The organism is uncultured Acetobacterium sp., from assembly GCF_927416815.1.
Classification (GTDB): Bacteria; Bacillota; Clostridia; order Eubacteriales; family Eubacteriaceae; genus Acetobacterium.
In genome coordinates this window covers 31,539-57,084 of record NZ_CAKMJU010000058.1, presented here as the reverse complement: position 1 = coordinate 57,084, position 25,546 = coordinate 31,539, and the positions used below count along the sequence as shown (strand labels likewise).

Annotated in this window: 25 protein-coding genes and 1 riboswitch; of the genes, 1 reads left to right on the top strand and 24 read right to left on the bottom strand. The window is 42.8% G+C overall.

The annotated features are described in order from the left end of the window. Positions 1–128: 128 nt before the first annotated feature. The 19 genes from QZ998_RS09530 to QZ998_RS09440 all read right to left on the bottom strand — a co-directional run bounded on the left by QZ998_RS09530 (position 129) and on the right by QZ998_RS09440 (position 18,455). Positions 129–890 carry a flagellar hook basal-body protein gene (locus QZ998_RS09530; RefSeq protein ID WP_296560039.1) on the bottom strand — a complete coding sequence of 254 codons (762 nt, stop codon included), beginning with the start codon at positions 888–890 and terminating at the stop codon, positions 129–131. 14 nt (positions 891–904) lie between these two features. Then, positions 905–1,765, bottom strand: a complete 861-nt coding sequence (locus QZ998_RS09525) for a FliA/WhiG family RNA polymerase sigma factor (RefSeq protein ID WP_296560037.1) — start codon at positions 1,763–1,765, stop codon at positions 905–907. A gap of 36 nt (positions 1,766–1,801) precedes the next feature. After that, on the bottom strand, positions 1,802–3,862 hold the full coding sequence (flhA, locus tag QZ998_RS09520) for a flagellar biosynthesis protein FlhA (RefSeq protein ID WP_296560035.1): 2,061 nt from the start codon (positions 3,860–3,862) through the stop codon (positions 1,802–1,804). Next, positions 3,859–4,926: a flagellar biosynthesis protein FlhB gene (flhB, locus tag QZ998_RS09515; RefSeq protein ID WP_296560033.1), complete on the bottom strand. Its 1,068-nt coding sequence runs from the start codon at positions 4,924–4,926 to the stop codon at positions 3,859–3,861. Before flhB ends, flhA begins: the two co-directional genes overlap by 4 nt. A 104-nt stretch (positions 4,927–5,030) precedes the next feature. Next, positions 5,031–5,786 carry a flagellar biosynthetic protein FliR gene (fliR, locus tag QZ998_RS09510; RefSeq protein WP_296560032.1) on the bottom strand — a complete coding sequence of 252 codons (756 nt, stop codon included), beginning with the start codon at positions 5,784–5,786 and terminating at the stop codon, positions 5,031–5,033. A gap of 107 nt (positions 5,787–5,893) precedes the next feature. Next, positions 5,894–6,160 carry a flagellar biosynthesis protein FliQ gene (gene fliQ, locus QZ998_RS09505; protein ID WP_111887652.1) on the bottom strand — a complete coding sequence of 89 codons (267 nt, stop codon included), beginning with the start codon at positions 6,158–6,160 and terminating at the stop codon, positions 5,894–5,896. A gap of 17 nt (positions 6,161–6,177) precedes the next feature. Continuing rightward, positions 6,178–6,969 carry a flagellar type III secretion system pore protein FliP gene (gene fliP / locus QZ998_RS09500; RefSeq protein WP_242988627.1) on the bottom strand — a complete coding sequence of 264 codons (792 nt, stop codon included), beginning with the start codon at positions 6,967–6,969 and terminating at the stop codon, positions 6,178–6,180. Further along, entirely contained in the window at positions 6,962–7,318 is a 357-nt protein-coding gene (locus QZ998_RS09495) for a flagellar biosynthetic protein FliO (RefSeq protein ID WP_162624462.1), read from the bottom strand. The genes fliP and QZ998_RS09495 overlap by 8 nt, the downstream gene beginning before the upstream one ends. Before the next feature lie 17 nt (positions 7,319–7,335). Beyond that, complete coding sequence (locus QZ998_RS09490) at positions 7,336–7,698, bottom strand: response regulator (RefSeq protein WP_111887654.1); 363 nt, start codon at positions 7,696–7,698, stop codon at positions 7,336–7,338. A gap of 79 nt (positions 7,699–7,777) precedes the next feature. Next, the gene (gene fliY / locus QZ998_RS09485; RefSeq protein WP_296560026.1) at positions 7,778–8,896 is read right to left on the bottom strand and encodes a flagellar motor switch phosphatase FliY; all 1,119 of its coding nucleotides are present in this window, start codon (positions 8,894–8,896) and stop codon (positions 7,778–7,780) included. Next, entirely contained in the window at positions 8,893–9,906 is a 1,014-nt protein-coding gene (locus QZ998_RS09480) for a FliM/FliN family flagellar motor switch protein (protein WP_296560024.1), read from the bottom strand. Before QZ998_RS09480 ends, fliY begins: the two co-directional genes overlap by 4 nt. Before the next feature lie 40 nt (positions 9,907–9,946). Then, a complete protein-coding gene (locus QZ998_RS09475; RefSeq protein ID WP_296560022.1) occupies positions 9,947–10,693 on the bottom strand; it encodes a flagellar motor protein MotB in 747 nt (248 codons plus the stop codon). A 17-nt stretch (positions 10,694–10,710) separates the two neighbouring features. Then, positions 10,711–11,559, bottom strand: coding sequence for a MotA/TolQ/ExbB proton channel family protein (locus QZ998_RS09470; RefSeq protein WP_296560020.1), 849 nt, complete (start codon positions 11,557–11,559; stop codon positions 10,711–10,713). Between the two features lie 30 nt (positions 11,560–11,589). Beyond that, on the bottom strand, positions 11,590–11,784 hold the full coding sequence (locus QZ998_RS09465; protein ID WP_296560018.1) for a flagellar FlbD family protein: 195 nt from the start codon (positions 11,782–11,784) through the stop codon (positions 11,590–11,592). 180 nt (positions 11,785–11,964) lie between these two features. Continuing rightward, positions 11,965–13,470, bottom strand: a complete 1,506-nt coding sequence (locus QZ998_RS09460; RefSeq protein ID WP_296560015.1) for a flagellar hook-basal body complex protein — start codon at positions 13,468–13,470, stop codon at positions 11,965–11,967. Between the two features lie 74 nt (positions 13,471–13,544). Then, the gene (locus QZ998_RS09455; protein WP_296560013.1) at positions 13,545–13,955 is read right to left on the bottom strand and encodes a TIGR02530 family flagellar biosynthesis protein; all 411 of its coding nucleotides are present in this window, start codon (positions 13,953–13,955) and stop codon (positions 13,545–13,547) included. Positions 13,956–14,068: 113 nt separating this feature from the next. After that, positions 14,069–14,491 carry a flagellar hook capping FlgD N-terminal domain-containing protein gene (locus QZ998_RS09450; protein WP_296560011.1) on the bottom strand — a complete coding sequence of 141 codons (423 nt, stop codon included), beginning with the start codon at positions 14,489–14,491 and terminating at the stop codon, positions 14,069–14,071. A 55-nt stretch (positions 14,492–14,546) separates the two neighbouring features. After that, entirely contained in the window at positions 14,547–16,184 is a 1,638-nt protein-coding gene (locus tag QZ998_RS09445; protein ID WP_296560009.1) for a flagellar hook-length control protein FliK, read from the bottom strand. A 319-nt stretch (positions 16,185–16,503) separates the two neighbouring features. Beyond that, positions 16,504–16,588: riboswitch (cyclic di-GMP riboswitch) on the bottom strand. 130 nt (positions 16,589–16,718) lie between these two features. Continuing rightward, positions 16,719–18,455: a Na/Pi cotransporter family protein gene (locus tag QZ998_RS09440; protein WP_296560006.1), complete on the bottom strand. Its 1,737-nt coding sequence runs from the start codon at positions 18,453–18,455 to the stop codon at positions 16,719–16,721. Between the two features lie 759 nt (positions 18,456–19,214). On the opposite strand from QZ998_RS09440, the gene QZ998_RS09435 reads away from it, so the two are divergent. Further along, positions 19,215–20,609: a glycine--tRNA ligase gene (locus tag QZ998_RS09435; RefSeq protein WP_296560004.1), complete on the top strand. Its 1,395-nt coding sequence runs from the start codon at positions 19,215–19,217 to the stop codon at positions 20,607–20,609. Between the two features lie 224 nt (positions 20,610–20,833). Here QZ998_RS09435 and QZ998_RS09430 read toward each other — a convergent pair whose 3' ends face one another. From QZ998_RS09430 to hprK, 5 genes are all read right to left on the bottom strand, one after another. Then, positions 20,834–21,223 (bottom strand): 4Fe-4S binding protein, encoded by a 390-nt coding sequence (locus QZ998_RS09430; protein ID WP_296560003.1) that lies wholly within the window; start codon positions 21,221–21,223, stop codon positions 20,834–20,836. A gap of 262 nt (positions 21,224–21,485) precedes the next feature. Continuing rightward, the gene (gene prfA / locus QZ998_RS09425; protein ID WP_296560001.1) at positions 21,486–22,556 is read right to left on the bottom strand and encodes a peptide chain release factor 1; all 1,071 of its coding nucleotides are present in this window, start codon (positions 22,554–22,556) and stop codon (positions 21,486–21,488) included. Positions 22,557–22,748: 192 nt separating this feature from the next. Beyond that, complete coding sequence (locus QZ998_RS09420; protein WP_296560000.1) at positions 22,749–23,627, bottom strand: DegV family protein; 879 nt, start codon at positions 23,625–23,627, stop codon at positions 22,749–22,751. 47 nt (positions 23,628–23,674) lie between these two features. Further along, positions 23,675–24,442 (bottom strand): phosphatase, encoded by a 768-nt coding sequence (locus QZ998_RS09415; RefSeq protein WP_296559998.1) that lies wholly within the window; start codon positions 24,440–24,442, stop codon positions 23,675–23,677. Between the two features lie 135 nt (positions 24,443–24,577). Continuing rightward, positions 24,578–25,534 carry an HPr(Ser) kinase/phosphatase gene (hprK, locus tag QZ998_RS09410; RefSeq protein WP_296559996.1) on the bottom strand — a complete coding sequence of 319 codons (957 nt, stop codon included), beginning with the start codon at positions 25,532–25,534 and terminating at the stop codon, positions 24,578–24,580. Positions 25,535–25,546: the final 12 nt, after the last annotated feature.

Genomic DNA, 25,546 nt, shown 5'->3' with positions numbered 1-25,546 from the left:
AACTGGCAATTGCGCAGTGTGCGGGCGAGGGTCTGACCCCTTGGTCATCACGGATCGCCCCTACGTTAAATCTTTAATTGAACATATATAGTTTTTTACTTAATTATTTATTGACTATCATTAACCACTTATCCGACTCTACCGATGGTGTTTGATGCGATCTCACTAATTTTATCCATAATCTTCAGCATTTGCGAACATGAGGTAAAATTATTCTGCCGAGCGATCATGGTACTCATTTGCTCGGTCATATCAACGTTGGATTTTTCAAGGGTTCCCTGCAATAGTGTGAAGGTACCAGCTGCGGCCGGTTGAAAGCCGTTTTCAGCTTGAAAATAGCCTTCGCCAACCTGGGTCAGTTCCTCACCGTTTGCGACCGTTGCAATATTCAGGATGGCTACCTGGGCGCCATTTTGAATGATTGCCCCATTGGGATTGACAACAAAGTCGCTGCCGGTAAGTTGGATCGGCTGGCCGCCGTTATTTAGTACCTGGCCAACCCCGGGCAAGGTCAGAAAGCCCTGCGCATCGAGTTCAAACTGGCCGTTACGGGTCAGTACCTGGCCAAAATTGGCATTTTGAATCACATAGAAGCCTTGTCCTTGAATGGCCATATCGACACTGCGGTTGGTGGTTTCATAAATCCCCTGGGTAAAATCGGTGAATTGCTCATCATTAACTGTAATGTAAGCACCCGGTCCGATATTGGCCTCGGCGATTCGGGGGTTTGTGCTCATGCGTGAAACCATATATTCGGCAAAGCTTGATTGTACGGTGGATTGACTTTTATAACCAGCAGTGGTGACATTGGCGACATTATTCGCCAATACATTGATTGCTTTCTGACCGGAAAACATCCCGGCTGCGGCTGCGTATGATCCTCTATCCATGGTAGTACCTCCTGTTAATAGTTTTTTAAGCGATTTCTCATTTTAATCATCGCCTGGGAATGAATCTGTGAGACTCTTGACTCGGTTACGCCCAGGACCTCGGCAATCTCTTTTAATTTTAAGTTTTCGTAATAGTAAAGCGAGACGACCAGTCGTTCTTTTTCTTTTAACTGGTCAACGGCCTCGCCCAGTTTTTCTTTGAGTTCATTATATAGTATCCGTGACTCTGGTGAATCATCGGCTTTCTCTTCGGTGATTAGCGGTGATACCTCCATCATTTTTTCATTGATGGCTTCTTCATATGAAAGCACAATCGAATTGTGACGCTGCTGCAGAATCTTTTGCAGGTTGGCCTCAGAGATTCCCATTTTGGCGGCAATTTCTGCTTCTGATGGTTCTCTTTCCAGTGAAGCGTATAACTCACCATAGGTTTCTTCTAAAACCCGAGAAAGGCTGCGCTGACTGCGCGGCACCCAGTCCTGCTTTCGCATAAAGTCGATAACTGCCCCTCTGATTTTGAGGGTCGCAAAGGTTTCGAACTTATTGCCCATTTCCGGGTTGAACTTTTCGACGGCATCGATCAGGACAATCATGCCCTGATTGACCATGTCGTCGAGTTGTCCAAAATTGTTATAACTGCCTTTAAATCTTAACACAATTTTCTTGACCAGACCGGTATATTGCAGGACAATTTCGTTGCGAACCTCCGTGGTTCGTTGTTCTTTATATCGTTGCCACAGCTCGATGGTTTTTTCTTCGACAAGCATTTCTTCGCTGGTTTTTTCTCTTGGTTGTCGGCTTGGCTGTTCACTTGGCTGATTGGCAGGCTTGATTTCGAGGCTCTTTTCTTGGCTATTTATTTCTGCAATACTCATCTTAACACTCCTTATTCTTTAAAGGATTTGTCTGGTTTAATTTTCCAGCTTTATCATTCCGATCACCTGAATCTGAATATTTGTATCTATTTCATTAAAGGAAAGGACGGTTAAATCTGCCATGAACTGTTCAATTAATCGCTTAAAATAAATCCGCACAATCGGGGAGGTGAGAATAATCGAATGATCAATAATTTCTTTGAGCTTTTCGATTTGCTCGGTGACCCGTTCAACAATGGTCTGGACCACCTGGGGATCAATGGCCAGGTAGGTGCCATGCTCATTTTTCTTGGCTGAATTCAGGATAATGTTCTCAATTTCCTGATCCAGGGCAATCACCTTGATGCTATTGCCATCGGTATATTTTCTGGTAATGGTACGTTTTAGTTTCTGGCGGACATACTCAGTCAGCATGTCGGTATCTTTGATGTTCATGCCATGATCGCCCAGGGTTTCTAAAATACTTTCCAAGTCTCTAATGGGAATCCCTTCATTTAATAGATTTATCAGTATTTTCTGGAAGTCGGCAATTGAAATAATATTTGGGATGACGTCATCAACAATGGCTGGATTTGATTTTGAGACATTTTCCAGCAAGGTATTGATATCCTGTCGGCTAAGTAGCTCATGCATATGCTTTTTGATGACTTCAGACATATGGGTCACAATAACCGAAAGGGCGTCAATAACGGTATAGCCATAAACCTCGGCCAGTTCCTTTTCATTTTCGGTGATCCATTTCCCTTTGATGCCATAGGCCGGCTCAATCGTTTCGATGCCGTCAATCGGCTCGCTGGTGTTGGAGGGATCGAGTGCCAGATAATAACCGACTAGTACTTCGCCTTTGGCAATTTCTTCGCCTTTGATTTTGATGATATACTGGTTGGGATTGATCAGCCCATTATCTCTTAGGCGGACGGTGGGGATGACTACCCCCATATCGACGGCAAATTGTTTTCTGAAAATAACGATTCGGTCAATGAAGTTACCGGAGCTGCCTTCATCGACCATCGGCAAGAGCGAATAACCGAATTCCATTTCAATCGGTTCGACGCCAATGATGTTGTAAACGTTATCGATATTCCGGTAGAAATCAACCTCGCTGCTTTCTTCCTGGATCAGCTGAGTCATTTGCTGGGTTTCATCGACTACCACTGTTACATTGGCCTGGCGAATGATAATTAAGCCCAACCCGCTAATCATCACAGCCAGCGTTAAAATCTGGATGGCCGGAGCGCCGGGAATCAGGGCCATCGCCGCAATACCAATCCCGGAGATAACGAGTACCTGGGGTTGAGAAAAAAACTGGTTCTTGACATCGACATTCAAGTTGTTTTCCGAAGCGGCGCGGGTAACAATCATGGCCGTGGCGACCGAAATCATCAACCCTGGGATCTGACTGACCAGACCATCCCCAACGGTGGCAATGGTATAAACCGAGACAACCTCTTCAAGTGGCATCCCGCCTTGTAGCATCCCGATGATCATCCCACCGACAAGATTGATGACTGAGATAATCATCGATGCGACCGCGTCACCCTTAACCAGCTTGGTAGCCCCATCCATGGAACCATAGAATTCGGCTTCGGTTTGAATTTTTAAGCGCCGTTCCTTGGCCTCAACATCGGTAATTGCACCGGAGCTAAGGTCTGCATCAATCGACATCTGCTTACCAGGCATGGCATCGAGAGTAAAGCGGGCGGATACTTCTGAAATTCGCTCGGCACCCTTGGTGATAACAATAAATTGGACAATAACAATGATAATAAATACGACAAAGCCGACCACCGCATTGCCACCGAGGACAAAGGAACCGAAGGTTTCAATGACCGCACCGGCTTCCCCGCCGTTTGAAAGGATCAACCGGGTTGAAGAAATATTAAGTGCCAGCCGTAACAGGGTGGTAATTAAGAGCATTGATGGAAAGATTGAGAAATCCAGCGGCCCCTTGATATACATGGTCGTTAACAAAATAATGAGTGATATGGCAATGTTTAAAATAAACATGAAGTCCAAAATAAAAGGTGGTAAGGGTATAATAATAAGGGCAATTGTCAGAATGACAAAGACGACGACAAGGTTTTGAATGATTTTCATTTGACAGTTTCCTTCTTTTTATTGCTGTAAACCCAGGCCATTAATTCGGCCACGGCTTTATACAGTTCAGCGGGTATATAGTCATTGATCTCGACAGACTCATACAGACCTCTGGCCAGTGCCTTGTTCTCCTTAATCAGGATCTTGTTTTCTGCTGCGACGCTAACAATTCTCATCGCGATATGGTCTTTCCCCTTTGCTAGAACCAGCGGGGCGACATCATGGTCCATATCATATTTTAAGGCGACCGCGTAATGGGTCGGGTTTCTGACGATTACATCGGCCTGAGGCACCATTTGCATCATCCGGCTCATACTCATTTCACGTTGCTTTTGTCTGATCTTGCCTTTAATTTCAGGATTTCCTTCGGTTTGCTTATACTCGTCCTTAACTTCCTGTTTGGTCATTTTTAATTTTTTTTCATAATCATAGCGCTGGTAGGCGTAGTCGAGAATTGCCACCACTGAAAAAATCAGACAGACGGTTTGCACCATCGAGATAATCTGATCGTTCATAAATATCAGATTCGCGTCCAATTTTGTAGCCAACATATCGGGTGTCATCGGAATAATGCTTAAAATCGTGGTGTAAATAACCCCAATGATTAAGGCCACCTTGGCCATCGATTTAAGCAGTTCAACGACTGATCGTATTGATACCATTCTTTTGATACCGGATAAGGGATTGATCCGATTAAATTTAGGTTTTAATCCATCAGCAGCTACCAGAAAGCCAGTCTGCACTCCTGACATAATAATGGCGATGATCATAATTACAACCGCTACCGGTAGTACCGAAACAAAATATACCAAGGCTGCCTCCCTAAAAAGCTGGCCGACACTGGTTACGGTTAGGGTATCCATGCTTGCTACCTTATCCATTTGCCCGTGATAGTTCTTTTTCAGCTGTTGGTAAATGAACGGCACCATCAGGTTAAGCATAAAAAATGCCATAAACAGCAACACCACACTGACAACGTCTTGGCTTTGAAAGGTATTACCCTTTTTTCGTTCGTCTTTTCTTTTTTTTGGGGTCGCCTTTTCTGTTTTTTCTGATCCTGCCATTTTTTTCTCCGATTAGGTTTTGATTATGCATCGGTAGATTATCCAAAAATCGTATAAAAGACGATCTAAGAACACTATAATTACGTTATGAGAAAGTTATAAAATCAAATAAAAAAAGTTAATACCTGAGTGATCTTTTCCATCATCAGCAAATTCATTCGGGTCATAAAATTTGCTAACGCCGGTATCAAGGTAAAAATTACAATTAAACCAATCATCACCTTAATTTGAATATTGATAACGAAGACATTTATATTGGGTACCAGTCGCATTAAAATGCCGACAGCAAATTCAGAAATGAGCTCGGTGACAATAATCGGAATAGCTACCTGTATGGCGTAGATAAAAATATAATACATCAGCTCAATGATATAGACGCCGACCCGGTCACTGATATTGCCTAAGCCTAGCGGAATCACCTGAAATGATTGGATCACCACCGAAAATAATGCCAGGTGAGCGTTTGAGACAAAAAAGATCAGGACATACATGGCTGTCAATAAATTTCCGGTGACGGTGACGTTTGCCTGGGTGGAGGGATCATACATCGAAGCCATACTCAAACCCATTTGCATATCGATGTGCTCTCCACCCATCTGGAATACTGATAGAAACATCTGCATGATAAAGCCTATTACCATCCCCATCACGAATCCCTGTAGCATCGCCCCGATAAATTCGATCGCGGAATAGTTGATCACTTGGACGGCACTAAACTCAAAAACGGCAAATAGGGCAAGCGCCAGCGATAATCCCACCTTCAGAATAGTGGGAACCCCTCGTCTGCCAAAGATGGGATTAAAAAAAATAACTCCCGCTGTCCGGCAGCTGGCTAAAAGAAAAATCAGATACTGATTCATGTCAAAGGTCATCTTTATCACCCATGCTTATTTTTTCTACTATTTCCGGATATTTTAGCACCATCGTTTAGATTCATCCATTTGATCCATGAATTTTGATCTACGCATTAGATCTTTGTCGCAATGAGTTCAAATATCCGAAAGAACAGATCCATCATCTGCTGCAACATCCATCCCCCTGTAATAACCATCAGCAGGGCTGTGATGATCAGTTTGGGCACAAAGGTCATGGTTTGTTCGTTGATTGAGGTGGCGGCTTGAATAATTGAGATCACCAGCCCCACTAACATACTAATTAAAAGGATTGGCCCTGCGACCTTCATCCCGGTAAATACTGCATCTCTAAAAACTCCAATTAAATCGCCAATACCCATATGCTGTTCCCTTCTACTTAATTATAGGTCATGATCAAGGTTTTTACCAATAGACCCCATCCATCCACCACTACAAATAACATGATCTTAAATGGCAGGGAAATCATAACCGGCGGGAGCATCATCATCCCCATCGACATCAGCACACTTGAAACAATCATATCGATGAGCAAGAATGGAATAAAGATTAAAAAACCAATCAGAAAAGCCCGCTTCAGCTCGCTGATGATAAAAGCAGGAATGACAATGGTCAGCGGTAGTTCCTGCGGCGCCAGATTTTCAATCCCCTGCTGACCAGCCTGAACCGATAAGCTTTTAAACAAATCGACATCCATTGCTGTGGTTTGTTTTAACATCCATTCTTTAATGGGATCAACTGCTTGATCGAGGAATTGCTGGGAGTCGATGGTTCCGGCATTATAGGGCTGCAGTGCTACCGTGTTAATCTCAGTTAATACCGGAGACATCACAAAAAATGTAATTGCCAAAGCTAATCCCACCAGGATCTGATTGGGTGGAGTTTGCTGGGTGCCGAGGGCATTTCTCAAAAATGACAAGACAATAATAATTCTACCAAAGCATGTCATCATTAGCAGCAGGGTCGGTACAATCGCAATCAAGGTCATTAGGACGATAATTTTTACTGTATCCGAGCTTTCTCCGGCTAAAAAACCTTCTACCGTCAGTTCTGCGCCATGGGCTGTTGCCGCCGTCAGAAAAAACAAAATGACCAGCATCGGCATGATGATCGATGCTTTTTTTAAAATGCTGTTGCTGTTTTTATTATGTGTCATAACTTTTTTATTCATTCTGTTTTTCCTTTTGAGAAAATGATTTGACCATACTCAAAAAGCTCTCTTTCGATAGTTCCTGCTTTTTTTGAAATGAAATTGGTTGATCCAGTTGTGATAAAATTTGGATCTGTTGTTCAGTTACCCCAACCAGGTACTGGACGCCCTGCACGTCTATGATGATAATTGAACCGCTTTTACCAACAATCAGTCTTTCAATCACCTGAATATGGTGGCCGCCAGACAATGATCCTGGTCTTTTGATAAAGCGCTCAACATACCATCGACTGCCATAATAGGTTAATACAATGACACCCACGGTCCCCAATAGTGCCAGAAAAATCGAAAATGCATCACTGGTAAACACCTTGGACCTGCTTCTTATTACTCGCCAAGGGCGCTTTTAACGGTTTGGATCAGACGATCTGCCTTAAATGGTTTAACAATGAAATCTAGAGCGCCATTTTTAATCGCTTCAACAACCATTCCTTCCTGACCCATGGCTGAACACATAATCACTTTTGATTGTGGTTCATAACCCTTAATGGCCTGGAGCGCCTGGATTCCATCCATCACTGGCATGGTGATATCTAAAAGCACCAGATCGGGACGGTTTTCCTTATACTCCGCCAGTGCGATTTCGCCATTTTCTGCTTCAATAAAATCACTAAAGCCACCTTTTTTTAAACTGTCCTTGATCATCATCCGCATAAAGGCCGCATCGTCTACAATTAAAATTTTACTCATTTTATTCTCCTTTTATCCATTCTTTCTAAGTTTTTTCCATCTATTTTTTGCTGTTTTTTATTATCTATAATTATTGCTGCTATTTTTTTTGTTCCGAATTATCTCTGACTTTGATAATCTCGGTTATTTTGACACTATAGTTGTCATCGACAACCACCACATCGCCGCGGGCAATTAACCGTCCGTTGGCAATGACATCGACCTGATCGCCTGCCTGGCGATCTAACTCGACGATGTTACCCAGGGTTAATTCAGCAATATCTTTGATTTTTTTTCTGGTTTTACCCAATTCCACGGTTATCTGGATCGGTACTGACATTAGCAAGTCTAAATTATCACCAGGTATATTGAGATTTTGTTCAACCCCCAATTGCCGGTACTCATAGGGATTGACCTGAACTGGCTGTTGCGGCGGCGCATAGGCTGCCGGTGGCGGGTCATTTCTGACCACCCGGGCTGGTTCCGCTTGAGGCGCCGGAGGCGGTGGCTGATAGGCCGGTTCCGGCTGCACTGGTGCCTGCTGAACAGGTGGCGGAGGAGGTGGTGGTGGTGGTGGTGGCGCGGCCTCTTCCTCTTCTTCATCCCCCATACCACTGGCGCCCATCGACATCGCAACAATCTCCCGCGCCAGTGCTGGTTCCATGGCACTGATAAACTCACTCTCGACCAGACCTTCAATACTCAGACTAAACTTGATACTGACCAGGTTATCACCTTTAAGCGAAAACAAATCGCGAATACTGGATTTGTTAGTCGTATCCAGAAGAATTGGTGGTGAAATATTGACTACTTTTCCCAGAAATGAAGCCAGCGCTCCGGCGGCGGCTCCCATCATCTGGTTCATGATTTCACCAATGGCACTTTTGCTGATCTCATCAAACTCAATATCATCGCTGGTGTCCATATCAAACAGCTGCGACAAGATTTTTTTCATATCTGACTCTTGTAAAAGCAGTACATTGGCACCCTCGATGCCTTCGACATAATTGATTAAAACACCAACTACCGGTTCGAGGTAAGCGAACTCAAAAGCGTCTACTCCGATTGTTTCAATTCTTGGGGTAGTTATGTTTACCTTGGTATTTAAGATGGTCGACATCGCTGTTGCAGCTGTCCCCATACTGATGTTCATCACTTCACCGATGACATCTACTTCCATGCTGGTTAATGCATCTGGATTCACGACTGCGTCTGTCATATGAATAGTTCACTTCCTCTCTCATTAAGCTCTTTTATCTGGATTGCTCTTTTATTTTTATAATCTCCCATTTCTCCTCTAAACCACACTTCGTCATTGACAACAATATCAACCAGCGAATTGGCCGGTTTGTTGAGCTTGATGATGTCGCCCACTTCCAGTTCATAAATATCCTGAGAGATGACTTCAGTTTCGCCTAACACACCCTTAATTTCCAATTCGGTTTTTCTGATTTCATTGATAATATTTAGCCGCCTTTTTTCTTCGGCCAGATGATCGCCCCTTTTGATATTTTTCTTGGTCTGAGACATCTTCTTTTTGAAGAGCATATCCAATGTCGTTGCCGGGATACAAATATTTATCTTTCCCATTGTTTCATTGACCTTGATGCTCATGACAATGATGACGACATTCTCATCAGCCCCAATACCCTGAAGAATTCGCGAATTGGTCTCAATTTTCATCAAGCGTGGTGCGATCTCCAGGTAATCAAACCAGACATTTTTCATCAGGTTGATCATCCCCCGGTAAAAATATTCCATGACGCCAATTTCTATTTCGGTAAATTCGCGATCTTCTTTAAGCGGCTTTCCTGAACCACCCAAAAGCCGGTCAAAACTGCAAAACCCGACGTCCTTAGAAATATCCATGATGACCAGATCTTCTTCATCCTCACTGTCCTTAATATCAAAATCGATCAGACCCATCAGTACCGAGTCAGGAAGGGCATTATTAAATTCATAGTATTGCTGTTCTTCCACTTCAATAATTTCTACTAAACTATAGGTTTGCAGAACTCCGGTTATATGAGAAGACACCAGCCGGGCATAATTTTCATAAATACTGAAAAGGTGTTTGAGCTGCTCTCTTGTAAAAAGCTTGGGTCTTCTAAAATCATAGTCTTTAACCTTTTTGCCCGAACTCGTGCTTGGCGCTTCCGGCTCGTCTTTGCCGCTGATTAAGCTGCTTAAAAGGCTATCAATTTGACTTTGCGAAAGAATTTCTGCCATCTTTGTTCTCCTCGTTATTGTCTTTTGTTACATTTGAACGCTAGGGTGCAACTGATTCGGTATTGCTTCCTGTTGATATGTTGCTAAAGAAATCATCGGTTTCGGAAATAATAATTTCAACCCGACGATTCTGGGCGCGGTTTGCTTCGGTATCGTTTGGTGCGATCGGACGATATTGACCAAATCCTACTGATAACAATTTTGAGGGATCACTGATATAACCATTCTGAAAAACGCGCAACACTTCATTGGCGCGATTGCTCGATAAATCCCGGTCGTCTACCGGTGAATCTGCCTGGGCGGTGTGTCCGTCAATCCGGATCGACTTAACAGTTGGTTCGACAGCCTTAAAGGCCAGACCAATATCTCCTAAAATCTGTTGACCGCCAGCTTTGATCCGGGCACTATCCGGCTCGAAAAAGATCGATGACATAAACTTGATCGAAACGGCTTGTTCATGTTTTTCGATGCTGACTGCATTATCCAGACCGTTCTCTTTGGTATACTGACTCAAGTATTGGTAGAGGTCTTCGAGATCGACAATTTCCTCGACAGTGATGTCTTCATTCGGAGAAGTCGCTCCATCTGACTCTGTTGCACTTCCAGTTGTCTCAAATACCTCTGAAGGATTAAAAATTTCAACCAGTTTTTTATACTTTTCGGCATCAATAGTCGACATCGAAAAAAGCAGGATGAAAAAAACTAAAATCAGGGTGATCATATCTGCATAGGTATTCAGCCAGGCGTCTTTATTGACCGCTTTTTTATTCTTACTGCGCTTTCCCATATTGTATACCCCTATTTTTATTTTTCAACAGCTTTTCCTTTTTTACCTTTTGCTTTGCCACCTTTTTCGGGTTGCTCACCACTCGCTTTTTTAATTTCTGCCTCGGTCAAAAAGTTCATCAGTTTATCCTGGATATATTTAGGGTTTTCGCCTTCTTTGATGGCCACGACACCCTCAATCACCAACTCTTTGATCAGCAGATCGCGTTCCTGGGCTATTTCGAGCTTATTGGAAATCGGCATAAACAGTGTATTGGCTAACATTGAACCATAAAGCGTGGTGATCAGTGCCACCGACATATCCGACCCCAGGGTGCTGGCACCACCTTCAAAACTCATGTTTTTTAACATATTGATCAATCCAATCAGGGTTCCAATCATCCCAAAAGCCGGTCCCAGGGCTGCACCCATATCATAAAGCTTACGTTCTTCATCATTTCTGGCCGAGATATAGTCTATTTTCTGATCAAACCACGATCGCAGCTTATCCGGCTCAATGGCATCAACAATTCGCAAAACACTTTCCTTTAAAAACTCATCCTGAATGTCTGCCGCCTTGGCTTCTAGTGCCAAGAGTCCCTTTCGTCTGGCCTCTTTGGAAAGCTCAGTCAAAATTTCAACATACTCGGCTGGATCTTGTTTGTTCTTAAAGAAAATCATCTTCAAGTGTTTTGGGATATGCATAAATGACTTAATCGGAAAGGCGGCCAGCAAAACAAAAAACGTTCCACCAATCGTGATAAAAATACTCTGCACATTAATAAAGTTTGCCAGCGCACCAAAATTAAAGCCGGTTGCTCCAAAGGTCATCCCGAAAAGCATGGTAAAAATGACTAGGACATAGGCAATGATTGTTGTAATTTCCATAAATTTATACTTCCTGTCAGAATTTAGTTTTTAACGGCTAAAAATACTGCGTTTGTATGCGATGATCTTTGAAAGGACCTGGGCTGAACTCTCGTTAACCACATAGTGTTTACCGTTCATCAGTCGAATCGTGGTATCCGGTTTTTCTTCAATGACTTCAATAATTTCACAATTCAGCAAAAATTTTTCATTCTTTTGTTTGTTCAATCTTGTCAATTCTATCATATTTTCACCTTAAAATATAGTTTTTATTATTAAGAGCATCAACTAAACAGTACTATTTCTCGATTTCCTGTCAGTCGGCAGTCAGTCACCAAATGAGTGAACCACCCATTTGGTGACTGACCGGTTAAAAAGTTCTACCCGAAGGAGTTTTCTCCTTCGGGTGAACTGTTTTATTATAAACTATCGTTTTAAATTAATCAATTCTTCCAATATTGAATCCGAAACGGTGATAATTCGCGAGTTTGCCTGAAAACCACGTTGGGCAATAATCATATCGGTAAATTCCTGGGACAGATCGACGTTGGACATTTCCAGATTGGCCGATTGGGTTCCGCCAGTGCCGTTGGTTCCGGCCTTTGAGGCAATCGCCTGGCCGGAGTTGGCTGATTCCATAAAATAGCCGTTACCATCTTGAAGTAGGCCGTCGGTATTGGCAAACTTGGCAATGGCCAGGTAGCCGAGGGTGACGGGTTTGTCGCTGCCGGTTTCGATGGCTCCGATGGTCGTATCAGTTACTGTACCGACTGCAAAAAATTTTGCGGGATCAAAATTTAGAGTAATGTCTTGCAAAAGATCCGGTGCCGCAGGATCACCTAGGGTTAAGCTTGTATCGGTAGCACGAGTCATCGTTCTTGTAAAGGTATATGCTACGCCACCTTTATCGTAAACCGTCGCGGTTACATCCATGGTATCTGCAGTGACGGTGCCAAGTATATATGGAGTGGTTCCTGAAAATGTTAGTTTCGTGGGATCCCCAACTGTTACAGTCGTAGTACCTGGAAGACCTAAAAACTCTATCTCTGGTGGTGTTGCTGCATCAGTACCAGTTATCTCCTTAACTGTCCCATCCTTTTGTTTATAATTCAGGGTGTAGACTGGTAAAGCGGCTGTTCCTGATTTTGTGATGGTGATATCGCCGATAATATCTTCTGCTGCATCCACAGTAACAGCAACACTAGCATTTACGAGCTCAGCAGCAATTATTGGATCAGGATTAGTTGTATAAGTAACATCCGGTCCTGCGACCGTTTCAATACTGATCTTTCCCGTGTAATTTGATGTAGCGGGAATATTGGCTGTTATAGATGCAAAACCGGGTGCCGCTGTAAATTCTGGATCGCCAGCTCTGATCCCGGTAATCTCTCCGGATTTACCGATGGTAATCCCGGTATATTTTTCCAGTTCTGCAGGCGGAACATTAATCGCTTGTAGCTCTTCAACTGCTAATGTGCCATTGGGGTTTAGAACCGGGTTGCCATCGGCATCCAGCGGAATCCCCATCACCTTGCTACCACCGCCATCGGTTAAGTTTCCCAAAGCATCAAATTTTAAATTACCAACCCGGGTATAGCGGTTGGCTCCAGCGGTCGGCTGTACAGCCAAATATCCCTCTCCGGCAATATAGACATCCAGAGCTCGGCCGGTTGATGCGCCCGATGAAATGGTGTTCATCATATCAATGCTGCCTACCTTGGTTCCATAACCCAGCTGACTGGCATTGGTGCCGCCGTTTTCAGCAGTTGCTCCGGTGGCAGTTGATAAATTTTGGTATAAAACATCGCTAAAGACCACCCGGCTGGATTTAAAGCCGTAGGTGTTAACATTGGCAATATTATTACCAAGCACGTTTAATTTGGTTTGATGGGCAGCCATCCCGGAAATTCCTGAGTATAAAGATCTGATCATTTTGTTAATCCTTTCTGTGCCGCCTCAAGCTTATCTGTCGGTCAAAGCTTGATAGTTTCCTCATCGAGGTCCAACTATATAAATACGGCACCATCAATATCATTGAATAGTTTATTTTTCAGTTCGTTTTTGTCCATTACGGTAATCACCCGTTTATCCGCTGCATTGACAATAAATGCCGAATTATCCATCATGATTAAAGCATTGCCAATCCCTTTTTGCTGGGCTTTTTCACAGGCATCGCCTAGTTTTTCAAGATCAGTTTCAGACACGGCGATATTTCGCTGTTCTTTTCTGATGTTGGCATGTTTTGTAAATGTGACGGTATTATTAAGCTGCTGATTGAGCAGTTCGTTAAAACTGGTTTCGGTTTTTTTTATCCCGTTGGCTGTGGTTTTCTGATTTGCAGTGCCGGATAATTTTTCCGCCTGGCGTATGATTGCATCATTCAAACGGTAGTAATTTCCATTGATTCTATCAGCCATTCTATCACCTCTTTTTTAACAGGTTGTTAAATTCGCTTATTCTTGATTTATATAATAATAAACTTTTAAAACATATTTTTGCTAACTATAATTTTACTGATTAACTTTGTTTATTATTTTGCCAGCCCGACTTCCATTACACTAGTCATCGGATAATTGGCACCATTGACAATAATTTGGGCGTCGCCATTAAAAAGATTAACGCCTTCTACGGTTCCCGTAATCACATTGAGCGAGCCGTCTGCTTTGCTTTCTGCCAATGTCACTTCTTTACCAATCATGCTAAGACTATAGGTTGTTTTTGAAAGCTCGGTTAAATCGGTTAATGCCTGAACCATTGAAAACTGCGCCATTTGGGTTGTGTATTGGGATGTGTCGGCAGTATTATTCATGTCTTGATTCTGAAGCTGGGCAACCATCAGTTTTAAAAAGTCATCCATGTTCAAAGATGTGCCGCTTTTTTTGGTCTGGGCAGCTGTCGTTGTTGCCGTTGTTGCTGCCGTACTGAGATAATTGTTAATGCTATCAGTAGCCATAATTCTTCCTCCTTATGTACTAAAACTTTTACAAAGCACTCATAAAATTAAGTACTTATACTAAATAATTAATTCGTCGCTGGCCTTGGTACTGAAGATTTTGAGCCAGACTGATCAGTTCATCGTTGCTGTCTTCAAGTTCGTTATTAAAGCGATTATTATGAAGGCTTCCCTTACCCAAATAATGTTCCTTTAAGGGTGAGTTGTGTTGGTGGTGTGAAAATTGCGAGCCATCATTTAATAGCGAACTCATACTTTCACCATTTTCAGTGGCTTCCACCGCTGTATTCAGGTTCACCGTTTCAACTTTTACATTTTGCAGAGCCAAACCACGTACCAAATGATTGATTTGATCTCCCAATAGTTTTTGGGTTTCCAAGCTTGCTGCCATAATATCAATGATCAACTTGCCCTGATTATAGCTCAGTTTAATATCAATATCACCCAAGTTATCAGGCGACAGCGTCATCTGCAATGTCATTGGCTTATTGGGTTCAAAATTGTAAAGAATTTTCTGCTCGACCTGGTGTGCAAGCTCGACCTTGTTACTTTGCTGAACTTCTGAGCCTGTGTTTGTTGTGATACCCCTTAAACTCAGGTCTTGAAGGCCGTGTTCACCAAGGGTTTGGTTTTCGGTCTGGTTGATCGGGTTTTTCTGAACATTTTCTGTTTGTTCTGGTTTGGAATTAATCGTTAATTCGACTTCATCTGCTAACTCGACCTGATCAGTTGAAACTGCTCGATTAAACACCGTTAAGCGCTCTGCTAATTGAATATCTTCAGGGTTATTATTGGTACTTTGCCTTTGATCATCGCCTTTGTTTGTTTGACTAACCTCTTCCTGAACATCATTGACTTGATTACCGATAACTTTTACGGCCGCCAATTCAGCTTCCGTTGTCGCTGACAACTTCGGTAAAACTTCAGCCTTTGTTTGGCCAATCAGCTCCGGTGTATCATTGATTTGATTACTGATGTCCTTTGTGATATCTTTACTGGCCACCAATTCAGACTCGATTATTCCTGACAATCCCGGTAAAGCTGCAGCGTCCAGATTTTCGGTCATTGCTAGATTTTGGTTCAAAACCTGAAATTTAGCATCACCCATCTCATTAAAGTCTGGTAGAATCTCTAACTCTGGTAAAATCTCTAACTCTGGTGTCGTTTGCCATTGACCACTGATCTCGGCTAACTGATTCACTTGTTCCTGATTGCTAAGAACTTCGGGAATTGTCATTTCTCCCTGTCCCAGTTTTAGATCAAGTCTCAGATCAAGTCCTGCTAAGGATGGATCAACACCTCCTTGTAAATTCTGCATGCTAATCATTTGCGACAGTTCAAGTGTTAGTAAAGGATCGCTTAATTGCTTGCCTTCGCGCTTTGCTTCTTCCGTTACGGCTTCCCCTGAGGGACTTTCCTTAGATCTGGCTTCAAGGCGATCTGTGACGGCTTGTTTGTTTTCCCGTCGATTGCTATGTGTGGTTGAATCGGTCTCTTTCGGATTCCCCCGCGCTTTCTCCAATTGCGTATCTGCCTGCCTGATATCCTGTTTTGAGCGATCGAGCAGATCTCTAAACTGGGCACTTTTTTCCTGGCCTTTTGCGTGTTGGGTTGCGGAACTATCAGCTTTTTTGCCAATTCCTCGCAGCCCATTCAATGTCGACTTTCCAGTCGATTGAAACTCGAAATTCATTGCCTACCTCCCTTCGTAAAATTGACTATTGTCCAGAACATCATTGCCCTGGAACAAACCAGAACGATTTAATGCTCTGATATTATATTACAGTCCGATGGACTGATATAACCCTTGCCAATCAAGTATCCCATAAAAATAACACGATGATACGGTTAAAGAGACATACTTATAATAATTATATATTAATGTTTTATTACTTTGCAAGCAATTTAAGCGATTTTAATTTCTGGCGATGGTCTATTTCTCATTTATCGATTAATCGCGGTCGTTTAAACAAAAAAGCAACGACAAGGCCGCTGCTTTTGATAGTTATCATTTTTGCAACTGGCTGTCATATAACACTGTATTTAGACCCTATAGTTTTGCGCCCTTACTTTTCAATAAGTATGCCAATATTATGTTGTTTTAATATTACTCTATTTAACCCCGACTGTCAATGCAAATTGTCCTTTCCTTAAGATAAAAAACATCTAACAGCCACGCTTTAGGCGTGTTTACAGCGATCGCTTGTGACACTGATCTGACCTAATTTTATGCGTCTTGATCCTTCGTTTCATTATTAAATTGACTCTGGGTAATCAGCCCCTTATGAAGCTTGAGCCCCAGAATCCCCTGGGCGATATTTGAGGCATGGTCGCCGACCCGCTCAATATTTGTTAGTAGATCTAAAAAGATGACGCCAGCATAAGGATTACAGACGCCTTCGTTTAATCGGCGGATATGATCATCCTTTAAATTTTCTGTCATTTCGTCAATTTCTTCTTCTTCATCGAGAATTTTATAGCACAGCGCTATATCTTCTGTTTCCATTAATTCTACCATATCTCGAAGGGTATTATTGGTTAAACTAATTAAATCTAATACTTCCTGATTGGCCAAATCACTAAAGATAATCTTATTGGTCGCCCGCACTTCCGCCAATTCGCCAATGTTCATCGCGTGATCGCCAATTCGCTCCAGATCATGGCTCCCTTTCAGAATAAAGGCGAGGCGATCATTCTCTTCTTCTGACATGTTTTCGTTGGATAATTTTACCGAATATTCGACAATTCCCTGTTGGAACTCATCGATTCGTTCTTCCCGTTTAACCACTTCCTCAACCAGTTTTTCATTACCATCCATGATCGATTCACAGGCGACTCGGAAATTTTTAAAACTCATTTCAGCCAGTCGATTGGTTTCTCTGACAACCTGACCCAAAGCGACCGAGGGGTTATTAAACAGCCGGTCATCGAGCTGCAAACCGCGTTCTTCTTCTTTTTCCGGATAAGCACGATCCAGAAAGCTAACAAAATAGCCGATGATCGGGAACAGGACGATGGTATTGGCAACATTAAACAAGGTATGCGCCATCGCGATCTGACGTGCCACGTTAGGCACCATATCACCGTCGCCATTGATCAATGAGCCGGAAATCCCGATGATGAATTCATAAACCGGATTGACTGCCAGCGTACTATCCATGATGGCAAATAAGACCATCACCCAGATAGCCCCGAAGATATTGACAAAAAGGTGGATAAAGGCGGCTTTTTTTGCTGCCGTGGATGTTCCGATACAGGACAGCAAAGCGGTAACGCAGGTACCAATATTGGTACCAATAAGGATTGGTATGCAAATCTGGATCGCCCCGGTTCCGCCAATGCTGACAAAAACACCAGAAAGAGCCAGCGCCTGGAGTAAGCCGATAGAAGCGCTACTGCTTTGAATGATACCAGTAATTAAAGTTCCGATGAGGACGCCTAAGAGAGGATTCTTCCCATAGGTCGACAAGAGATAAATGAAATCTTCGCTTTCTCGCAAAGGTTCCATTGCTGTTGACATCGCTGCAATCCCAAAAAATAGAATTCCGAAGCCCAGAACAATGCTTCCCAATTCCCGATTCTTTTTTTTGGTACTAAAGAGTGTAATCAGTGCTCCAAATCCAATGAAAACTGGTGCTATCTCCGTCACATTAAAAGCGATCAACTGAGCGGTGACAGTCGTCCCAATATTTGCACCTAAAATAACCCCAGCCGCCTGAGTCAGCGTCATCAGCGCCGCATTGACAAAGCCGACCACCATCACCGTGGTGGTACTGGAACTCTGGACAATCATCGTTACCACCGTCCCAACCAGGATCGCTTTAAGCTTATTGTTGGTTAATACTTCCAGCAGCTTTTTCATTTTTGTGCCGGCCAAAGTTTTTAAACCGTCGCTCATCATGTGCATCCCAAAAACGAATAACCCCAAGCCTCCAAAGAGACCAATCAGCATTTCTAACGTCATTTTTTCCTCCAAAAAATATCAAAAATTGAGTCCTTATACCAGCCAGTGCAGAATTCAGGCGACCCTCAAGCCGTTTGAGTTGATCGACATGTTCGCCCTTCATAATTAAAGATTAGACCACTGTGTGTCTAATCTTCTCGTTTCTTTGATTCACCAGGATAACTATCTTTTTTGCTTTTCATCTTTCTTAATCATTTATTAACGTCATTTTAACACTAAGTTAACACAATGAGAATCTTTTTTTCATTTTTTTATGATTTATTTACTTAATATTGCACAAAGGATTAATATTAGTTACCCTGGATTACAATTGTAACCCATTTCAATTTGACACAAATACAAATTATAGCTTGACAGTGCCATTTCTTTTTGATATCCTTCAACTTAGTTCTAGCTTTTAAACTGCTAGCATTTATACTAGCAACATTTACACGAATCAGAATTCAACTTAATATCAAAGGCGTTGAGAAAAGAATAATCAATGGGTCAAAGATTTAAAGCGAGCAGATGATGGTGCAAGATCTGTAATCAAACCCGATGAACGGCACTTTTTGAGCTGCAGCCACTGCCTCACCACCTCAGGTGAACGGGTTATTGGTTGACGTGAAATTCGTTAAAGCATAAGGTGGTTTGCTCTAGTAGCAGACAACTTGGGTGGAACCGCGGTTATACCGTCCCTTGTAAAATTACAAGGGGCGGTTTTTTTATTTAGCGCTAGCGCTAAGTATTAAAAAAATCAGTTAACTTTAGGAGGAAAAAATGTCAGATTTTACAATGGCTGAAATTGTCAGTCTCGCCAAAATGAGGGGAATTATCTTCCCTGGTTCAGAAATATATGATGGTCTCGCCAACAGTTGGGATTACGGCCCACTGGGTGTCGAAATGAAGAATAATGTTAAGAAAGCCTGGTGGAAGAAGTTCGTCCAGGAATCCCCCTACAATGTCGGGCTTGATGCGGCTATTCTGATGAACCCAAAAACCTGGGTCGCCTCTGGACATGTGGGCGGCTTTAACGATCCGCTAATGGATTGCAAAGCCTGTCAATCACGGTTCCGGGCTGATAAACTGATTGCCGACTACTACTTTGAAAAAGGTGAGGATGTAATTGTCGATGCCTGGTCGAATCAGGAGATGAAGGCTTTTATCGAGGAACACCAGATTGTCTGTCCCGAGTGCGGAAAAATGGATTATACCGATATCCGCCAGTTCAACCTGATGTTTAAAACCTTTCAGGGTGTCAATGAAGATACCGCCAGCGAGATCTTCCTGCGACCAGAAACCGCCCAGGGTATTTTTGTAAACTTCAAAAATGTTCAGCGTACCACCCGTAAAAAGATACCCTTTGGTATTGCCCAGGTTGGGAAATCCTTCCGTAATGAAATTACACCGGGCAACTTTATCTTTAGAACCCGCGAGTTTGAACAAATGGAGCTGGAATTCTTCTGTGCACCTGGCACTGATCTGGAATGGTTTGATTACTGGAAAGCGTTCTGCAAAAAATGGTTGTTTGACTTGGGTATGAAGGACGAAAATATCCGCTTCCGCGATCACGAAAAAGAAGAACTTTCCCACTACAGTAACGCTACCACTGATGTCGAATTCCGCTTTCCTTTTGGCTGGGGCGAACTTTGGGGGATTGCCGATCGTACCGATTTCGACTTAACCCAGCATCAGGATCATTCTGGCAAAGACATGAAATACACCGACCCGGTCACTAATGAAAAATACATTCCTTACTGTATCGAACCCTCACTGGGTGCCGACCGGGTTTTTCTGGCCTTCCTTTGCAATGCCATGGAAAAAGAAACCATTAACAGCGGCGACAAGGTAGAAGAACGTAACGTATTGCGGATCCATCCCTTCCTTTCGGCCTACAAGGCAGCTGTTTTGCCACTTTCCAAAAAATTAAGCGACAAGGCCGTTGAAATCTCTACCCTGCTGTCTAAGCACTTCATGATCGAATATGATGAAGCCGGCAGCATCGGCAAGCGTTACCGTCGCCAGGACGAAATCGGCACACCTTTCTGTGTCACTGTCGATTTTGATACCTTAGAAGACCACTGCGTCACCCTGAGAGATCGCGACACGATGGATCAGGTTCGGGTGCCGATTGCCGAAGTGGTTGATTATATTGCCAAGCGGATTGATTTTTAATTTGCTAATTAAGTAGTACCGACAATTATTACATCATGTTGTTTGCATCGGAGCGGACATGGCGGTAGCTGTCCGATTCCGCAGCAAACAACAGATTAATAATTGATCGGTACGGAGTTTCCAGTACGCCTATTCAAAATTTATTATTATAACAAAAAAACCGCCCCTGTTCGAAAATAATTCGAACAGGGGCGGTTTTTAAGTGACAAATTTTAGTTAGCGAATTAGGCTTCTTTCATCGCTAATACGTTCTGTGGACATGCGTCGATACAGATTCCGCAGGAAATACATTTTGATGGGACATCGCGGTCTTCTGATTGAACCAGTACTCCAAATGGACATGCTTCTAAACATTTACCACAGTTTACACATAGTTTTTTGCTGATCATGAATACGCCTTTGGCATTTTGCGTGATTGCACCGGCTTCACATGCTTTTGCACATTTACCACATTGTACACACACTAATGTTTTTAAACTGCCATCATCTTTAGTGGTGATTTTAACACAAGATAATTCTGAAACCGGTTCCTTGTAGAACGCTGTTGAACATGCTAATTCACATGTCAAACAATTTACACATGCTTCTTGATCTGCTACGATTACTTTTTTCATTGTTACTCCTCCTTAAGGACAATTTGATCTGTCGATCAAATTTTTGTTTATATTTTTTCAACTGATTTTCATTCTACTGATAAAGCTGATGATTGTCAACCTAATCCGGAAATTTTATAGGCATTTCCTACCTTGGTCTGTTTACTGCTTTCAAAAAGATAAAATATTACGACTCTTTGGCCGTACTCCTTCTAAATAAGCTTAAATTTCATCAATTTATTCCCTGCCAGAAAAAGCCCTCCATCATCGGAGAGCTCTTTTCTTATGCATGTTGCTTTAGTTTTTCGGTTTGGTCACTGGTGACCAGGGCATTGATCATTTCATCGATGTCGCCGTCAAGGAAGGCATCGAGTTGGTAGACTGTCATATTGATGCGGTGATCGGAGATGCGACCCTGAGGGAAATTGTAGGTTCGGATGCGCTCGCTGCGGTCGCCGGTACCAACCTGACTTTTACGGTTTTCGGCAATTTCACTTTGTTGTTTTTGCTGTTCGATTTCGTAAAGCCGCGCCTTTAAGATTTTTAGCGCCTTGTCTTTATTTTTGAGCTGGGACTTCTCATCCTGACAAGTCACGACCATCCCGGTGGGGATATGGGTAATTCGCACCGCCGAGTCGGTGGTGTTGACACTTTGGCCACCATTACCGGATGAGCGGTAGACATCAACCCGCAGGTCGTTAGCACCAATTTCAATTTCAACATCTTCGGCTTCCGGCAGAACGGCTACCGTGGCAGTTGAGGTATGGATTCGTCCGCCTGATTCGGTACTCGGTATTCGCTGTACCCGATGGACACCGCTTTCGTATTTCAGGCGACTGTAAACCCCGTTGCCTTCAATCGCAAAAATGATTTCCTTGATCCCACCAATATCTGGAATGCTGGAACTCATAATTTCACTTTTCCAGCCCTGACGTTCGGCGTAACGGGTAAGCATTCTAAACAGATCACCGGCAAATAAGGCGGCCTCACTCCCGCCAGCGCCAGCGCGAATCTCAACAATAACATTTTTATCATCATTGACATCTTTGGGTAATAACAGAATTCTTAGTTCTTCTTCAAGCTCAATCTTCTTTTCTGTTAATTCCTCCAGTTCAGCTTCAGCCATTTCTTTGAAATCTTTTTCAAGTTCTTTATCGGCCAACATCTCTTTGGTATCATCAATCGCTGACAAGGTTTCTGAAAATTGATTATACTTTTGAATGATCGGTTCGATATGGGACTGTTCTTTCATCAGCTTTCTCCACTGATTCTGATCACCGATAATCTCGGGATCGCTGATTTTTTCGTTTAAATCAGCATATTTTTGGGCTAAAAAATCTAACTTATTTAACATAGTGCTCCTTAGTATTTTAAATTGGAATTGGTAATCTATATAAGTCGAATTAAAGAATTTTGTAAATCGAACTGGCAATTGCTCAGTGTGCGGGCGATCACGGATCGCCCCTACGTTAAATCTTTAATTGAACATATATATTTTTGGTATCTATATTAATGAATACCGAGTATTTAAATAACTGCCTTAATGTTATGCAAACTGATAAGCTTCCTTCCATTCATCAAAGAAAAAAACCGCCAGGGTGCCAGGTCCCGAGTGCGTTAAAACCGTTGGTCCTAATGAGACAATTTTAAAGCGCTCGGCATTTAATCGCTTGCCGGCCATTTTTACAAACAGCTCAACCAGTTCCGGGTTATCGGCATGACTGATACCAATGGTTTGCTTGTCAAAGTGAGTTCCGTTTTGTTCCAGGTAGTCGACCATTTTTTTTACCAGCTTTTTTTCGCCTCTGACCTTGTCAAGCTGTTGCAATTCACCACTTTTATTAACTTCAAGCAGCGGATTAATATTAAGCATGTTTCCGATGATCGCAGTCCCCCTATTTAAACGACCGCCGCGATACAGGTATTGCAGGTCTGTCACCGTGAAGACATGCTTGACATGATCAATGTAGTAGTTAATCCGTTTCATCAGCGCTTCGATGTCATCACCCGCTACGGCTGCTCTGGCAGCTCCATAAACAATGTGCCCTAAACCGTAACAGACCGCTCTGGTATCGACGACTTCAAAGATTGCACTGGGGTACTTCTCTTTTAAATCGCGTTCCGCCAGGGCGGCGGCCTGATAGGTCCCAGACAGTCCACTGGAAAAAGCCAGATAGATAAAGGGTTGCTTTTCTAAGATTAGTTCTTCAAAACGTTTGTAAAAATCTCCATATGGAATCTGAGACGTTTTATAACGGACGCCCTGCCGCATATTCTGACAAACGACTTCTGATGATATATCAATACCATCGCGATAGGTTTTTTGATCTTCGACCACATAAACCGGCATGATCTCTATATTCAACTCTTGTTGATCTATTTCTAATATATCACAGGCAGAATCGGTTATGATTTTTATTGTCATTTTTCTGTCCTTTCCTACTTGATTTTCGAGATTTATTTTATCACAGTTTAGTCATTTTTCAAAAACAATTCTTGAGCATATTCCCGTGGATCAGCAAACAGTAGCCGGCCTTTGTTTTCCAGATAGTCAGTCAGCCGGTGGTAATCCAGGTTGATAATCAGTTCATCGGGAAAATCGATGGCGTCTAAAACTTTATCAACATAGGGAAAATCGCCAATATCGGTTGCAAAATGGGTGTCGCTACCAATAATAATCGGGATTTCCAGCTCTTTGCAGCGTTTGGCAATCCATTCACAGTTGGGTTTTGAACCTTTTCTGATAAAAAATGAACCATTATTTATTTCAATCAGGGTGTTATGTTTTTTGGCATCCTGCAAGATGGCCTCATAATCGAGTTGATAAGTAGGGTTTCCCAAATGACAGATAAAATCAATATCGGGATTGGCAATCGCGCCCAGCACCGCGCTGGTATTGATCGACTTTGTCTGGGGCTTAAAAGTCGGGGTGTGAAGGGATGCCGAAATAATTTCCAGCGAATCGATAAACTCGACTGGAATATCGGTATTTCCGTCGGCATCAAGAATATTGCTCTCGATCCCTTTGAGGATTCTGACATTGTTTATTTTTCCCGGTATCACCCGATAATTGGCAAAAAATAAGGGGGTTGGTGCGCCCGGCAAGGCTGGCCCATGTTCAGTGATACAGATCATCTCTAAGTTTTTTTGGGCGGCTGCATCGACTAATTCGAGGATCGTATTATAGGCATGTCCGCAGGCGATGGTATGGGTGTGGGCATCTAAAACATAGTTTCTCATGCTAATTTTCTCTTTTCTACTTGATTATATTGGCTACTATTGACGACTCCCGTCAACTTCTATTGTGACCTTCTTTTAAAGATCACGATCAATATCCAACTTTAAATTTAATGTTACTTTAAAATTAATATATTATTACTGGTTCTTTTTTTTCTCGAGTTCCCGTTTCTGGATGTCCAGGTCATTCTGATGAGCTACCCGGTCACAAAAAACCTGGGCTGAATGATAACCATACTGTTTGGTACGATTGTTGATGGCCGCTGTTTCAATGATACAAGCCAGATTTCGCCCTCCGGAAACGGGAATCATGACTTCCGGGATTTCGATGCCGAGGATATCCAAGGTTTGTTCGTCCAGTCCAAGACGGTCATAAGGAGAGCGTTCATCCCAATTTTCTAATCGGATTACCATATCAATTTCGACATCTTTCTTGACCGCTCTGGCACCATAAAGGGTTCTGACATCAATAATACCAATGCCGCGGATTTCCATAAAATGCTGGAGCAGTTCCGGGGCTGTTCCCATGAGATGACCGTCGCGGATCCGTTTGACCTCCACCACATCATCGGCTATCAGACAATGGCCGCGTTTGACAATTTCCAGGGCGGTTTCGCTTTTGCCAATGCCGCTGGGTCCGGTGATCAGCACCCCGACCCCGAACACCTCGACCAATACCCCATGCAAGCTGATCCGGGGAGCTGATAACTGATCAATATAATTAACCAGATCATAAAATAATGTGGTGGTATTTTCCTTGCTTTTTAATAGGGTTCGTCCGTATTTTCTGGCCGCTGCTTCAAACAGATGGGTTTCATCCAAATCCCAACAGACAATAAAGCAGGGAAATTCATAGGAAAAAAAATCGTCTATCTTCCTATTCCGTTCTTCTGGCTCCAGGTCCAGCAGGTAGGATACCTCGACCTTGCCAATCACCTGAACCCGATAGGAATCAAAATGCTCATAGTAACCATGAAGCTGCAAGCCCGGCCGGTTGATTCCACTATTGACCAAATTCAGTTCGGTTGACTGATAATAAATTTTTTCAAGTTTAATATCTTTACAAAAATCGTCTAAACTTACTTTTCCATTCATCCTTCTGTTATC